Source organism: Halobacillus salinus (assembly GCF_004684905.1).
Classification (GTDB): Bacteria; Bacillota; Bacilli; order Bacillales; family Halobacillaceae; genus Halobacillus; species Halobacillus salinus.
Window position 1 is genome coordinate 1,841,403 of sequence record NZ_SRJC01000001.1, and the last position, 13,954, is coordinate 1,855,356.

Below are 13,954 nucleotides of genomic sequence, written 5' to 3' on the forward strand. Positions count from 1 at the left end.
AATAACTACAAAATGCTTCTTCCTTCTCTGTTTTCATAAAAAACCAAAATATAGTAGTCTTGTCATAGCAACTGTTAGAAGGAGGATCTTATGGTATTAAAAGATCACCGATCATTAGAAGAAACCCATACAAAAGTCATTCACGAGTTTTCTAAGACATTAGAAATGTTTGGATTGACCCCGGCAGACGCGCGCTTGTTCGTCACTCTCTACATTAATAACGGACCGATGACGTTAGATGAGATGAGTGATGCATTAGGTAAAAGCAAAACCTCAATGAGTACAGGCATCCGTGGGTTACTCGATCAAGGACTTGTCGAACGTGTATGGAAGAAAGGGTTCAGAAAGGACCTATACAGAGCCAATGAAAACCTATATAAAAATTTCATGTCTTCCTATATACAAAAGTGGCAACTTGCAGCTGATGAGCAAGAAAATTCATTAAAGTCCATTGAGAACGATTTAAAAGAACAAATTCAGACTTTCTCAAAAGACAACCAGATGAAACAGGCTGATCACTTATACAAAAGAATCGAAGATATGAGAAGCTTCCACCAACTGATATCGGGAGCATTCCACGAACTGGACCCAGACAACCAATTTTCCTCTGAATGATTTTCATGCTATGCAGGTCGCCAAGACCTGTATAGTTTTTTATGACCCGGTATTTTTTACTATACCCATATCGAAATTTCCTAGCACATTATATCTTGAAAATTTTTTAATATGGCTTAATATTATAATTGGAGTCATGCAAATATAGTCATTGACCATCATTCCTTATTTTAAGGTTCCTCATTTAAAGCATGAAAAAAGACATTACCTAAAGAGGGTGAGCATTATGATGGATAAAATTTCAAAGAGAGAAGCTATTTTCTATAGCCACAAAATGGCCCAGTTGTCGAAAGCCTTGTGGAAAGCCATCGAGAAGGATTGGCAGGAATGGATCAAACCATTCCAATTGAATATTAACGAACACCATATTTTATGGATCGCTTACCATTTGAAAGGAGCAAGCGTATCTGAAATTTCAAAGTATGGGGTTATGCACGTTTCTACCGCTTTCAACTTCTCCAAGAAGTTGGAAGAGCGTGGTCTTCTCCAGTTCTCTAAACGGGAGAATGACAAGCGGAATACCTATGTAGAGTTGACGGAAGAAGGAGCAGAACTGCTTGAATCGACCTTGAATGAGTACAACCCGGAAGACAATTCCGTGTTGCGAGGTGTCCTACCTCTTACTGAAATGTATGGGAAACTCCCCGAATTCCTTGATTTGTCCGCTCTTATCAAAGAGATTTACGGAGAAGAGTATATGGATATCTTAGAGAGATCGCTTGAGGACATTGAAGAGGATGAAGCTTTATCTAAGCAGCCTACGGATATCGAAGCGTATAAGAAGAAATCGAAGTCTTCCTAGTTGTCATTTAAATAGACTTTGTAAATAAAAGCAGCTTGTAAGAATTTTATCTTACGAGCTGCTTTTATTGTTCTTCTTTACTTCTCATTAATTTTTCCATCAATTCGGGATAGATCCCCTCTTCGTAAAGAGCCTGCATCGTTTCTTCTACCGGAAGCTTGTAACATAGCATTCCTGCAAAGTGGAGTAGCAGAGGTTTATAATATACAAACCCCTCTTCTTGTTCTTCTGTATATCGCTCATTCAAGATATGTAATAACTCCATTGTCTCGTTATATTCAGATTCATTAAGATGTCGATCAATGACTAATCTGGTGAACGGATACCTGCTGAACTCCTCTATTTTCATGACTAAACGCAGGTGAAAATGAGACAATTGGTGCCCTCTTTCCGTTTTCACAATTTTCCCTCCAATAGCTCGAAGAATTGAGAGATCAATATCTTCTCTCATCCCCGTTATGACAGTTTTAGAGACAAATATATTTTTTACAAAAAACCTATTGCTTTTTCTTGAGAAACATACTATGATTCCTCATGTGCAACACAGAATAAATAACTATCAATTACTCATATCATATCGATATTTCTAATAAAATCACAGAATTTTTTCGTAGCAAAGGAGGATTCTTATGATGAACTGCTGGAAAACAGTGAACATCAACAAAGAATTCGGTCTCAACCGCGTTTATCTGATGTCGTTTTTGACTGGACTTTTGTCCTTTCTACTACTATATTTACCATTTTCCATGTACCATGGCACGCATGACATGAAAGATCACGGCTTCTTGCCTTTGTTGATTATCTTGTTCTTCTTGCCATCTATGCATCGACTTATGCATATATTACCTTTAGCACTCTTTTATAAACGATTCAAAGTAAAATTCAAGTTCAGAAAACGATTCATCCCGACATTCTCATACCAATGCAAGTCCATGTTGTCTAAACAGACTTCCATCATGATGGCACTGTCTCCAACGCTGTTCATCACAGTTCCTGCTTTGGTTATGAGTTGTGTGTTTCCTAACTACTATGCTTATTTAATCATCTTCGCAGCTGTCAACATCGGTTTATCCTTTTCTGATTTCTTGTATTTAAACTACTTTGCAAGAGCACCGAGAAAATGCCTGATCGAAAATGCCAAAGAAGGTTATGACATTCTGATCAGACAACACGAAATTTAAACATGCAGCGAACCTTAACAGCGGGTTCGCTGTTTTTCTTACATATGAGCCAATAAAAGTTCTTAATAAGACGATGATTATCACTTCGAATTACTGTTCATCAGCTGGAAATTTTGATAGAGTAGTTTCATAGGGATTAAAGGAGGTTCTTCACATGGCATTTGGATTTATCTTATACGCACTCGTTATACTATTCGTGTTCAACTCACTCACGAATTCCTTATGCTTGAAAACGAAGATGTCGAGCGAAAAGCAAACTAGAGTATTCCGTACCATCAACGTTCTGATTACTATCTTACTCATTTCTTCTTATGTAGAAGTGCTAAATACTTTATAAATCAACAGGCCGAGTACCCCGTACTCTCAAGGCCTGTTTTTTTTATGGTTAACCCCCACCTAAAAACCCTTTAAAGCAGGCCATTCTTTTTTTCACACTTTCTAGAACAAATGAGGCAAAATATGTTATATTAACTCATGGGCTGTTTGTGCAACCCCTCTACGTCAAGAAAATCATACTAATGTTTTGAGGAGTGTAAGAACATGAAGAAACTTGCCATCACGGCTGCTTTGGCAGCAAGCGTGTTTACGTTATCTGCTTGTTCATCAAGTGCTGAAGACTCAGAGACGATCGTTGCAACAGGTAATGGTGAAATTACGAAAGAAGAGTTTTATCAAGAACTGAAAAAAGCAAGTGGTGAAGATGTCATTAAACAACTTGTTAAACAAGAAGTTCTTGCGGAAAATTACGATGTTTCTGATGAAGAAGTAAATAAGGAACTAGAGGCAATGAAAGAACAAGCTGGCGGGGAAATTGACCCAGTTCTTCAGCAGTACAACATGTCCAGTGAAGAGGAACTGAAAGAAGCAATCCGCTTCAGCCTACTCCAAGAACAAGCCGTTACAGAAGATATAGAAATAACGGAAGAAGATATGAAAAATTACTACGACCGTATGAAGACAGAACTTCAAACAAGTCATATTCTAGTACAAGACGAAGAAACGGCTAAAGAAGTGAAGCAGAAGCTTAAAGATGGCGAATCTTTCGATGATCTTGCTAGCGAGTATTCTCAAGATGGATCCGCTAAGCAAGGTGGAAAGCTCGGATATATTGGCCTCGGAAAGACTGTACCAGAATTTGAAAAAGCTGCGTATTCTCTAGATGTTGGAGAAGTGAGTGAGCCTGTTCAAACACAGTATGGTTTTCATATTATCAAGGTGACCGACAAGCGTGATGTAGAAGACGTCGAGCCTTACGAAGACGTGAAAGACGATATCAAACGTACTCTTACAAGAGAAAAAGTGGACCCTGCAGCGCTTCAAGAGAAGATGGACAAGCTTATCCAAGAAGCAGACTTAGATGTGAAATTGGACGAATACAAAGGTCTCTTTGAAAAAGAAGAATCCAACGAAGATCAAAACACAGAAGAAGATACACAATCTGAATAATCAACCAAAAGCCAGGTGATCCAATCACCTGGCTTTTATTCTGACATCATATGCTTTTGTCGACGTTCCCTTTCCTCTTCGATACGATTAATGTACACTTGGCCTTCTTTCTCTATAAAATTCTGTTCCACTTTATGCTCCGCTCTCATCGCACGAATTGCCATATAGCCGCTCACAAAGATAAAAACAATACAAAAGAAGACCCAAACCGGCATTCCGAAAAACATGGTAGCTCCCCCCTCTTCTGTTTGCTTCTATCTTATGTGCTAGATGAACAAATTATGAACAAGCCTCCTATGAGAGTGCCTCCATCCTTTCCACCCGTTTGAACATGATCGCATAAACAATCGCACTTGCGACAGCTAGTACACCCAAAATTGCGAATGTATAGCCATAACCCGTGTAGTTCGAAATAATAAGGCTGACAGGAGCAAGCAGTCGCCCGAACGTGAACCTTAATGACGCTGCTGAAAAATATTGCCCTCGCATATTGTCTGGTGCAATCTTTGAAATGAAGCTTTCTTGAATGCCTACGACCATTAATTCCGCAAAAGTGAAGATTGCCATGGCAAGGATGAACAACCACAATTCTCCTGTTAGTCCATATACAGTGATACCAATTGCATATAGAATACTAGACGTAATAAATACTCTCTTCTCTTTAAAACGATTCATCCACTTCGTGACGGCAACGGTGAACAAGGCAACCAGCAAGCCGTTCTCCGCCAAGATCAACCCGAATGCTTGCTCTCCCGTCAATGTCAAAGACCAATCCCCTAAAGAAAATAGTGTTTGATTCTGAACCGTCTCACTCGTATAAACAGCAATGAGCAAGTCCAACTGCATGAATGTTTGCGCTACTAGTACTCCTGCAATGATAAACAACAAGAACGTTTTATCTTTTGCAATGACCCGATAGCCCCTAAGTTCGCTCCAGATTGCCTCAAGAGCACCTTGGTCCTTTTCTTTAACTCGTTCTTTCACAGTGGTCGTCTCTTCTAGGAAATAGTGCAGGACACCTGCTAAAAGCGCCGTAGCTATAACGGCTGCTGTGAGCACTTGAAAACGATAAGAATAAAAGACGACACTTCCTATAATCGGACCAATAACCACGGCAATGTTGATAGAAGTATAGAAAACAGCGAATACATCCGCCCGGTGCTTCTCTGGTACAACATCAGCCACCATGGCATGAGAAGCTGGCCAGTATAAAGCACCAAACACCCCAAGTAAACTGAATGCAATAAACGTCAGTATAGGTGAATCAAGCCACGGAGAATTAGCTAATGCGAACAATACAAACGATCCGCTCTCTCCTAGAGCTGCATACACCATCATCTTCTTTCTACCGAAACGATCGGCACAATACCCTCCGATCAAACTCGCTATCACTGAAAATAATTGAGATAGCACTAATAAGAAACCTGCTGAATCTTTACCAAATGACCGTTCAAAAAAGATCGTCATAAAAGGGAAGAAAGACCAGAACAAAATGTTCATCGTCCCTTCCCCGAACAAACGGATCTTTAAATTCCTGTCCCAATCTCTCCACTTCATCTCTTTATTCCCCTACTTTTCTGTATTTTTCTATTTTATTTCTTCAAATAAAAAAGCTATTCCTTCGGTCTCTTCGTCTATCATACAGGACGAAAAGAGACAGGAATAGCTTTGAATCCAGCACTTATGAATTTTTCTCATTCTGGTCAATTTTTGGAACGTACTTAAAGATTTCACCAGATTCTACGACGTGGATGAATCGCATCAACCAACGATAATAATTTTGAGCGTATTCGAGACGAGAGATATCATGCTCGATCTTCTCCATCAGCTCTTCGTCTTCCGCCTGGTCTTTCAATTTAAGTAACTCATGGATTGTTTCATCCGCTTCCTCTATGTTGGTTTCCGTATGATGTCTCCAGCGGCTGCCGAATAGCGAGGTGAAGGACTTATACCAATCTTCCTCGGATTTATATAAATCTTTACGAACACCTTTTTTAAAGGAAGGTTCGACCATTTTCATCTCAGACAAGGCTCGTACGCCTGTTGACATACTCGTCTTGCTCATTTCCAGTGCTGATCTCATGTCATCCAACGTCATTGGTTCTTCTGAAAAATACAAAACACCGTACAGGCGACCGATAGACGGTGTGACACCATACAGGCTCATATTCTTTGCAATGACTTGAATAAACTGTTCGATAGTTTCTTCGTATTTTGTCCATTCATTACTGTTTTTCTCTGGCAATGGGAACCCTCCAATTGCTATTTCCTCTGTAATCTTAAACATTTTACCATTAATGCATGCAATTTGCGACCTATTTCACGAAAGATGTTGAATTGATACTCGGTCTATAAATCGAGGCGACTCGGTCCTCCATGTCATGAAGATTACTTGATGATCATAAGAGAGCTCATGTAAGATTGCAAACATTTCATCTTGCCTGTCTTCATCAAAGTTAACAAAAGCATCGTCGATGATAAATGGAAGAGAAATAGTAGTGCTCATCAATTCACCAAGAGCTAGACGGATGGAGATGTACAATTGGTCTTGTGTACCTCTAGACAGCTCTTCTACTGTGTAACGCTGTCGGTTCTCATGCTCAACAATCAACGTTTCACTCTCATGAGATAACCGGACCTCTCTATACTGGTAAGAGGTAAGCCTTGAGAAATAACGAGCCGCTGACATTATGACTTCAGGAAGGTAACGCTCTTTGTACTTGGTTTTTGTCTGTTGCAATAAGTTCAAAGCTACTTGATAGACCGCCCATTCTCTAGCCTGTTCATTCAAGGTATTCCGTTCTGCTTCCAGATGGTGAAGAGAACGGGAAAGATCTTCCGAAGACTCCAAGACTGCAAGTTGGCTCTTACAATCGGCAAGCTCCTGCTGGTGGTAAAGGAGAGATTCCTCTACTCTTTCGCGATCTTGAGTCAATTCTTCTATCTTTACTTTTACCTTAGATTCGTCTATTGATTCATTCCAGACACCAAAGTTTGTTTGTTCGTCCTCTGAAAGCATTCTATTCAACTGCCGTTTGAGATCATCGGCGGCCTCGATATTCGCCTTATGTTTTTCATACTTGGTAAGTTGATGGTAGAAGCTTTCCTCATCTGTTACCTCCGCTTTTTCGAATAAATCCAAGCGCTCGTCTTCGAGCGTCTCTAGTTGGATCTGAAGCTCGGACTGTCGCTGTTGCTCCTCTCCTTCTTGTTGACGTATCCGTTTGAGTTGATTATGAATCTCCTTTTGGTCAGCCACCCATTTCCGTACTTGTTCAAATGCGTCACTCATTTTCTTTTGATTCCATTCCCATTTGTTTACATGATAAAACGCTTTTAAGCCAGAATTTAATCGATCGATTTCCATTCTTCTCGTTTGAAGGTCAGCTTGCACTTGCTCCCACTCACTCTGTTTTTCTTGCGCCTGTGAAAAGAGGCGGAACAACTGCCCCCAATGTTCAATCGAGACTTTGGTTAAAAACGGATATAGCTGTTCCTGCTCTGATAACCGGCTTTCTAATCGTTTGCCCTTCTGTATCATATGATTCCTACGTTCTTCTAATTGAATATCCTCGTGATTGGCCATCTTCCACTGATCTTGTAAATGGGACCACTCGCTCTTTTGTTGATCATAAGTGTTCAGCTTTCTACGATATTCATCCAGCTCAATCGAATGGACCGCAGTTTCATCTGAAGGGGGTGCGGATTTCGTCAGAACCCATAACGCATAGGCAGCTAACCCTATTCCGACCAGGGTGAATATTCCACCTACCATTTCGGTAATCGAGGTGAACAACCAGCCCATCACTAGCAACAGCAAAGAGGATGCAGCAATGAGTCGAACTTTCTTTTGCTGGGATTTGCTATTAGATCGTTTTCTACTAGATTGTGAAAAAGCATGATCAACTGCTCGAGTGGCATCTTCAAGCTCTTGATCACTCAACATATTAGACTCGATCGCAGCTATCTGATCGGATAGCCGCTCCTGATGTGCTCTCAATTTTCTCCACTCATCTGATAGCTGTTCCTCTTCTGCTTGAAGAGTCTTTGATTCCTCTTGAAGCGACCTCCAGGTGTCTTCTGCGTAGAAAGGAAGGGAATAGTTGGTCAACTCTTCCTTTTTGATTCCTAAGTCCAGTTGTATAAGCTCTTGTTCAATTTGTTCCTGGAGACGTAGTGCACGATTTTCAAGCGACTCCATCTCCCTACACATGTGGTCATATGATGATTGTGCAAAAAGCCAATGTTCGCCTTCTTTCAACACCGATTCATCTACTTGTTCTGCTTCTAATGATTGACGTTCTCCCCTTACCTTCTGTAATGTATTTTCTATTAAGTTCGCTTGACTTTGGAGAGGTAGAATCGCTTCTTTCACTTGTTGGTATCGGATGCTCCCATTTTCCGGAAACGGAACGCTTTTGATTCCTGCTACTCTCTTTTGATGGTATTCGTTCAGGACCGGCAGCGCTTTGTGAAGTTGCTCTGAGCGGGATAGTTCCTGACGAAGGTGGCTCATCTGTCCCGTATCATCCTCAATCTGTCGCTCTAAAGTGTACTGCTTTTCTTTCAAGCCTTCATATTTTTTTATTTCTTTTTCTTTTTCTGATTGCTCTTTGGCTAATTGTTCCACTCGCTCCAACTGCTGATTGAGGAGTGGCTTCTTTCCTTTTGGCTTGAAGCGGTCCATCGCATTCTTTTCAAGCCACCTCTCGGTTTGATAAATATAGTCTGAGCCAGTCAGTCCGATATTCAATAATACTTCACCGAGTTCATGACCACTTAATTGATGTATGTCTAATAGATCTTGAGCGGAGAAGCTGAAAATAGAGTGAAACATTTCCCTATTTGTACCTTTTAACCGGTCTAGGAGCCACTCCTCCCCCATTTCGTCCCCACTCGGAAGTTTGCAGACGGCTTCCCCGCTACGTATGTCCTCCACTCGTTCTATAATGACCTCGCCAAGAGAATCGATTTCTACAATCAGCTGTCCTCCCACAGGACCACCCGTTTTCGGCTTAAAAAAAGCTCTTTGTTTAGGCGGTAGACCAAAAAGCATATATAAGAGAAATTGTTGTAAGGTAGACTTTCCCGCCTCATTCTTCCCTGTGACTGCTGTCATTCTCTTAATATCAAAATGAAAGGACTCATTTTTCCATTTCCCGAAACCGTATACTGTCGCTTTAACTATTTTCATTTCCATTCCTCATTTGCTACTAGCTTATCCACTACTAAACGTTTGGCCTCTTCCAAAATATCGCGCTTGTCTTTCTCAGACCAATCCTGCAAGTGTTTAGAAAGTTTTCTGTGATTCAGTACAGGTTCCATCCATTCATCAAGGACAAGTGTATCTATTGAATCCGCTTCCCTGAGTAAGGCACCTGCGAAATGTTGACCTTTCTTCACCTCATCTTCTTGCCAAGAAGGCTGATCGGTTACATGGATGCTATCAATCCAGACCCAGTTATCGTAGTCATTCTCTCCATCATTCACGACCGAAACCCATTCGTCCAGAATTCCTTCAGCTTGCCACTTATGTAATAGCCCTGTTTCTGAAATGAAATGAATGTCTAACATAACTGGATTAGAAGTCTCCACGTCCTGCTTCGCTTGCTCCAATATCGGTTCCAGCTGTTGAGGTGACGATAGCGTATCTATTCGAACTGTATGGCTTTCATACGTTAATGAATGGAGAGGGACAAATGTAAGTCCGGCCCCCTCAGAGCGCAGATCCACTACATAACAACCTTTCTCTCCCTGTTCTTTACGAGAACGTCCTTGGACATTTCCGGGGTATACTACCGGTGGTTCTTCAGAAAGAACTTCGCGCTTATGGATATGCCCAAGTGCCCAATAGTCCATTTGCTTGTTATACAGCTCTTCTAAAGTAAAAGGAGCGTAAACATCGTGATCTTCTTTTCGTGTATCAACACTTCCGTGAAGTAAGGCGATATGGTAAAGGGGGCCGAATTCCTTTTGAAATGATTCTACTTTTCTATCAGAAACGTGTCTACTTTCATAGCTGAATCCGTAGATATTCGCCATATGCTGCCCGTCTTTGGTAAAAGGAACACTCTCGACGTCCTGATGTTTGAATTCGTGAACATTACTTGGGAAATCAACCGTGTACTTGGTTCCATTTACATAGTCATGGTTACCATAACTAACAAAGACTTCGATTCCGTGTTTGTCCAACCTGTAGAATCCATTCCTCAAGTGAATCTGGGCTTTCAAACTACGTAATTCTTCATCATACAAATCGCCAACAAGTAATACAAAATCCACTCTATGCTGAATCGCTTCTTCTATCAATTTGTCAAAGGCACGGAATGTACTCTCCCTCAGCTGCTCGAGCAACTTAGTCGGAAGATGGCGCTTGTTCTTGAATAGACTGTCCAAGTGTAAGTCGGCACTATGTATGAACCGTAAACAATCCCCCATCTAATAACCCCTTTCTATTTGTATCAACCGCTAGTTGAAAGATGCATTTATTGTAACGTATTTACTGAAGATATCCCATAAAGATCAAGCGATCACCGATAAAAAAAGGCTTATGGTTTCCCATAAGCCCAAGCTTATTTATTTTTCCCTTTTTGCAATTTGAAGGGCTGATTTTATATCTTTCAGTGAAGAAGACTTTCCATAGAGCAAAACCCCACCTCGATAGACTCTGGCACCGATCCAGCCTAGTAGGACAATCGAACCTACTAGGATGACAAGAGACAGTCCGACTTCCCAAGCTGGAATTTCCAACATCCCAACGCGAAGGAACATAATCAATGGAGTAAAGAATGGAAAGTAAGAACTGATCGTCACAAACTTCGAATCTGGAGTCCCGAGACCGATCACCGCAATCATGAAAGCTGCTACTACAAGCAATGTCATGGGCACCATCAATTGCTGTGCGTCTTCCAGGCGACTGACGAGCGAACCTAGTGTCGCTGCAAGCGTAGCATAGAGTAAGTAACCTAAAATGAAGAACACCAAAGCATAAACAATTGTTCCCGGATCAACATTAGTCAACCCTACGGAATCCAGGAACGATGCTTGCCCTAACTGTTGACTACGCTGAATCGAAAAGTATCCGACGATGACAAACAATGCAAATTGGGTTAACCCTAACAAGGCAATCCCTAATATCTTAGCGAACATTTGAGAAACAGGGGAAACACTTGATATTAAAATCTCCATCACTCTGCTGGATTTCTCCGTTGCTACTTCTGTAGAGATCATGTTGCCATACATCAAAACGGATATATACATAAAGAAGAGCATGATGTAAACAATACCTCTCGTTTGATTGAGCTCTTCCTGAGATTTGGCCTGATCTTTCAAAGCGACAAGTTCAAAGGCAACAGGAGCAGTAATTTCTTGCAGCACTTGCTGATCAACGTTGGCCCGTTCTGTCGCAACAGAAGCCTTTACTTGTTGCAAGGACTGCCTTATCGTTTCGCTGACTGATGTATTGGCAATTTGGTTCGAATAGAAAGTTCCTTCAGGGAGGCCATTCGCTCCTTCTTTCATCGAAACCGCTGCCTCGTAATCGCCATCCTCTACTTCCTGCTTCGCCTCTTCTATTGTTCCATCGTATGACTGAATGGATAGATCATCATTAGAAGCGAGCACCTGGCTCAGACTCTCTTGCCACTGCGCATCCTCTGAGAGTACTGCAACTTGTTTCGCGTCCTGGTCGCCGCTGAAAGTTTCTATGATCGACTGCAAGTTGGAAACGACGAGAATAAGCATAATCGTAATAATAGTTGTAATGATAAAGGCTTTCGACTTGACTCGGTTTTTATACGTATGAGCAAGGATCGTAAAGAACTTATTCATAAGATGCCCCCACTTTCTCAATGAAAATATCGTTCAATGTAGGCTCTTCTAAATCAAAGGTTCGAACAAACCCTTTACCATAAAGCTGTTCAAAAACGTCACTTGCCACGCTCTCATTCTCCACTTGAAGGCGGCACCCCTCTGAAAGTGGCTTGTATTTCGTGACACCTGCCACCCTCTCTAAAAAGGAAGTATCAAAATCCGCTTTGATATGGATGTTCTTCTTCCCGAATGAGCGTTTAATGTCTTTCAATCCCCCGCGCACGACAGGCTTACCTTTGTGAAGGATACATAGGTTTTCGCATAATTCTTCCACGTGCTCCATCCGGTGAGAAGAAAATACAATCGAGGTTCCCGCATTCTTCAAATCCACCACTGCCTGTTTCAGCATTTCCACGTTCACCGGGTCCAAGCCTGAGAATGGCTCATCCAGAATAAGAAGCTTCGGCTTATGGAGGACAGCTGAGATAAACTGGATCTTCTGCTGGTTCCCTTTAGACAACTCTTCCACTTTCTTATTATGATAATCCGGGACCTTGAATCGCTCTAGCCATTGATCTACTTCCTTCAAAGCCTCCGATTTAGACATTCCTCTCAATTTACTTAAATAGACAAGCTGCTCTTTCACCTTCAGCTTAGGATAGAGACCTCTTTCTTCTGGTAAATAACCAATCAAATGGCTTTGATCGTAACCGATTTTTCCGTTATTCCAAGATATAGAACCTTCTGTCTGATCGATCAACCCGAGAATCATCCGGAATGTAGTGGTTTTGCCTGCACCATTCGCCCCAAGAAATCCGAAAATCTGTTTCTCAGGAATTTCAATCGATAGGTGGTCGACAGCTGTAAAAGAGCCAAATCGTTTCGTGACCTCATTTAGTCGTAACGTCATATGTACGTCCCCCTTCTCTTAAGATTACGTTCCCATCTATCCATATGTTTCACTTTTATGAAAAAGTTATCGTTCTAGCAGGAATATCGACAAACACCGAGAATTTATTAAGAATGAACACCTATTCAGGAGGGAACTAGTGTGAAGACTTATTATCTTACAGCTTTTGAAAAAGATGGGAAGAATGTGTTGGATGAAACATTTGAAGCAGAGAATGACGATGCTGCTAAAGACATTGGACAAAAGAAATTGGTGGAGCATGGGTATCACGAGCATACCCACCGCTGTGTCGCTCCGAACGGCCACCTTGTCCTTTTCCATCGCTAATAGAAGGATAAAACAATGCCCCCAAGCGACGCTTGGGGGCATCTATTAATTTCCTCGGAAAGAAGGCTTCCTCTTTTCAAGGAAGGCTTGCACACCCTCTTGGTGATCATGACTGTTCCTGAGCTGCCACTGGTTCTCTCTTTCCTCGGCCAAATAACGCTCTAAAAGCTCTAGACCATGTTGATGGTAAATGTTTTTGGTTGCTACCATAGACTGAACTGGGCGATGACTCCATTCCATTGCCAATTGTTCGGCAGCTTCTCGAACATTGCCTTGCACCACAAGGTCGATCAGCTTCACATCATATGCTTCTTTAGCCGATAATTGCTGACCGTTCCAGGCAAATTGCTTCGCTTGATGGGTTCCCAATCGCTGCTCCAGCCAAAAGTGCCCACCTCCATCCGGTGCAAGCCCGATGCCAATGAAATTCATCGATACACTCGCATCCGCCTCAGCCATCACATAATCAGAAGCCAAAGCAATGCTTAAACCCAGTCCAACAGCTGAACCATGTACAGCTGATATAACAAGTTTCGGCAGCGTATAGAGCGTCTTCACTATCGCTTCGATATCATTCATTACTTGATGGTACTTCTTTTCATCCCCTGTTTCCTTCATCATGGCAAGATCTCCACCTGCGCAAAATCCAGGTCCTTCCCCTGACAAAATAACAATTTGCCCGGGCATTTCGCTCACACGTTTTACAACATCTGCAAATTCACTCAACATGTCCACGTGAAGCGCATTATATTTATCTCCACGATTCAGAATGAGATGAATGACATTAGCCTTCTCTTCCACTTTAAAGAAACTCATATTCCTACCCCTTTTGTAAACGCTTTTCTAACATAATTCGACGAC

General features: G+C 41.6%; 15 protein-coding genes. 6 read left to right on the forward strand and 9 right to left on the reverse strand.

What is annotated here, in order from left to right; genetic code table 11:
- Positions 1 to 90 precede the first annotated feature (90 nt).
- Entirely contained in the window at positions 91 to 615 is a 525-nt protein-coding gene (locus E4663_RS09990) for a GbsR/MarR family transcriptional regulator (RefSeq protein WP_079480705.1), read from the forward strand.
- 226 nt (positions 616 to 841) lie between these two features.
- A complete protein-coding gene (locus E4663_RS09995; RefSeq protein WP_135327450.1) occupies positions 842 to 1,417 on the forward strand; it encodes an HTH-type transcriptional regulator Hpr in 576 nt (191 codons plus the stop codon).
- 64 nt (positions 1,418 to 1,481) lie between these two features.
- Here E4663_RS09995 and E4663_RS10000 read toward each other — a convergent pair whose 3' ends face one another.
- Positions 1,482 to 1,817 carry a DUF1878 family protein gene (locus tag E4663_RS10000; RefSeq protein WP_158290470.1) on the reverse strand — a complete coding sequence of 112 codons (336 nt, stop codon included), beginning with the start codon at positions 1,815 to 1,817 and terminating at the stop codon, positions 1,482 to 1,484.
- Between the two features lie 229 nt (positions 1,818 to 2,046).
- Between E4663_RS10000 and E4663_RS10005 the strand changes: the two genes are divergently transcribed.
- From E4663_RS10005 to E4663_RS10015, 3 genes are all read left to right on the forward strand, one after another.
- Positions 2,047 to 2,598, forward strand: a complete 552-nt coding sequence (locus tag E4663_RS10005; protein ID WP_135327452.1) for a DUF3267 domain-containing protein — start codon at positions 2,047 to 2,049, stop codon at positions 2,596 to 2,598.
- 154 nt (positions 2,599 to 2,752) lie between these two features.
- Complete coding sequence (locus E4663_RS10010; protein WP_079480709.1) at positions 2,753 to 2,935, forward strand: hypothetical protein; 183 nt, start codon at positions 2,753 to 2,755, stop codon at positions 2,933 to 2,935.
- A gap of 203 nt (positions 2,936 to 3,138) precedes the next feature.
- Complete coding sequence (locus tag E4663_RS10015; protein ID WP_135327453.1) at positions 3,139 to 4,044, forward strand: peptidylprolyl isomerase; 906 nt, start codon at positions 3,139 to 3,141, stop codon at positions 4,042 to 4,044.
- A 35-nt stretch (positions 4,045 to 4,079) separates the two neighbouring features.
- On the opposite strand, the gene E4663_RS10020 is transcribed toward E4663_RS10015, so the two are convergent.
- The 7 genes from E4663_RS10020 to E4663_RS10050 all read right to left on the reverse strand — a co-directional run bounded on the left by E4663_RS10020 (position 4,080) and on the right by E4663_RS10050 (position 12,766).
- Positions 4,080 to 4,271, reverse strand: a complete 192-nt coding sequence (locus tag E4663_RS10020; RefSeq protein ID WP_135327454.1) for a sporulation YhaL family protein — start codon at positions 4,269 to 4,271, stop codon at positions 4,080 to 4,082.
- Between the two features lie 67 nt (positions 4,272 to 4,338).
- Entirely contained in the window at positions 4,339 to 5,601 is a 1,263-nt protein-coding gene (locus E4663_RS10025; protein ID WP_135327455.1) for an MDR family MFS transporter, read from the reverse strand.
- A gap of 124 nt (positions 5,602 to 5,725) precedes the next feature.
- Entirely contained in the window at positions 5,726 to 6,331 is a 606-nt protein-coding gene (locus tag E4663_RS10030) for a GbsR/MarR family transcriptional regulator (RefSeq protein WP_079480712.1), read from the reverse strand.
- Positions 6,332 to 6,364: 33 nt separating this feature from the next.
- Positions 6,365 to 9,238, reverse strand: a complete 2,874-nt coding sequence (locus E4663_RS10035; protein ID WP_158290471.1) for an ATP-binding protein — start codon at positions 9,236 to 9,238, stop codon at positions 6,365 to 6,367.
- Entirely contained in the window at positions 9,235 to 10,482 is a 1,248-nt protein-coding gene (locus tag E4663_RS10040; protein ID WP_135327458.1) for a metallophosphoesterase family protein, read from the reverse strand. Before E4663_RS10040 ends, E4663_RS10035 begins: the two co-directional genes overlap by 4 nt.
- Positions 10,483 to 10,620: 138 nt before the next feature.
- The gene (locus E4663_RS10045; RefSeq protein WP_135327459.1) at positions 10,621 to 11,874 is read right to left on the reverse strand and encodes an ABC transporter permease; all 1,254 of its coding nucleotides are present in this window, start codon (positions 11,872 to 11,874) and stop codon (positions 10,621 to 10,623) included.
- Positions 11,867 to 12,766 carry an ABC transporter ATP-binding protein gene (locus tag E4663_RS10050; protein ID WP_079480716.1) on the reverse strand — a complete coding sequence of 300 codons (900 nt, stop codon included), beginning with the start codon at positions 12,764 to 12,766 and terminating at the stop codon, positions 11,867 to 11,869. Before E4663_RS10050 ends, E4663_RS10045 begins: the two co-directional genes overlap by 8 nt.
- A 141-nt stretch (positions 12,767 to 12,907) precedes the next feature.
- Between E4663_RS10050 and E4663_RS10055 the strand changes: the two genes are divergently transcribed.
- Positions 12,908 to 13,093: a YhzD family protein gene (locus E4663_RS10055; RefSeq protein ID WP_135327460.1), complete on the forward strand. Its 186-nt coding sequence runs from the start codon at positions 12,908 to 12,910 to the stop codon at positions 13,091 to 13,093.
- A 45-nt stretch (positions 13,094 to 13,138) separates the two neighbouring features.
- Here the strand turns inward: E4663_RS10055 and E4663_RS10060 are convergent, their stop codons facing one another.
- The gene (locus E4663_RS10060) at positions 13,139 to 13,909 is read right to left on the reverse strand and encodes an enoyl-CoA hydratase (RefSeq protein ID WP_135327461.1); all 771 of its coding nucleotides are present in this window, start codon (positions 13,907 to 13,909) and stop codon (positions 13,139 to 13,141) included.
- Between the last annotated feature and the right edge of the window lie 45 nt (positions 13,910 to 13,954).

What these genes read in the sequence shown, in the direction of transcription:
- E4663_RS10005 (WP_135327452.1), top strand. Translation starts at nt 2,047, where the DNA reads ATGATGAACTGCTGGAAAACAGTGAACATCAACAAAGAATTCGGTCTC.
- E4663_RS10030 (WP_079480712.1), bottom strand. Translation starts at nt 6,331, where the DNA reads ATGTTTAAGATTACAGAGGAAATAGCAATTGGAGGGTTCCCATTGCCA.
- E4663_RS10010 (WP_079480709.1), top strand. Translation starts at nt 2,753, where the DNA reads ATGGCATTTGGATTTATCTTATACGCACTCGTTATACTATTCGTGTTC.
- E4663_RS09995 (WP_135327450.1), top strand. Translation starts at nt 842, where the DNA reads ATGATGGATAAAATTTCAAAGAGAGAAGCTATTTTCTATAGCCACAAA.
- E4663_RS10060 (WP_135327461.1), bottom strand. Translation starts at nt 13,909, where the DNA reads ATGAGTTTCTTTAAAGTGGAAGAGAAGGCTAATGTCATTCATCTCATT.
- E4663_RS10020 (WP_135327454.1), bottom strand. Translation starts at nt 4,271, where the DNA reads ATGTTTTTCGGAATGCCGGTTTGGGTCTTCTTTTGTATTGTTTTTATC.
- E4663_RS10025 (WP_135327455.1), bottom strand. Translation starts at nt 5,601, where the DNA reads ATGAAGTGGAGAGATTGGGACAGGAATTTAAAGATCCGTTTGTTCGGG.
- E4663_RS10035 (WP_158290471.1), bottom strand. Translation starts at nt 9,238, where the DNA reads ATGAAAATAGTTAAAGCGACAGTATACGGTTTCGGGAAATGGAAAAAT.
- E4663_RS10050 (WP_079480716.1), bottom strand. Translation starts at nt 12,766, where the DNA reads ATGACGTTACGACTAAATGAGGTCACGAAACGATTTGGCTCTTTTACA.
- E4663_RS10045 (WP_135327459.1), bottom strand. Translation starts at nt 11,874, where the DNA reads ATGAATAAGTTCTTTACGATCCTTGCTCATACGTATAAAAACCGAGTC.
- E4663_RS10040 (WP_135327458.1), bottom strand. Translation starts at nt 10,482, where the DNA reads ATGGGGGATTGTTTACGGTTCATACATAGTGCCGACTTACACTTGGAC.
- E4663_RS10015 (WP_135327453.1), top strand. Translation starts at nt 3,139, where the DNA reads ATGAAGAAACTTGCCATCACGGCTGCTTTGGCAGCAAGCGTGTTTACG.
- E4663_RS09990 (WP_079480705.1), top strand. Translation starts at nt 91, where the DNA reads ATGGTATTAAAAGATCACCGATCATTAGAAGAAACCCATACAAAAGTC.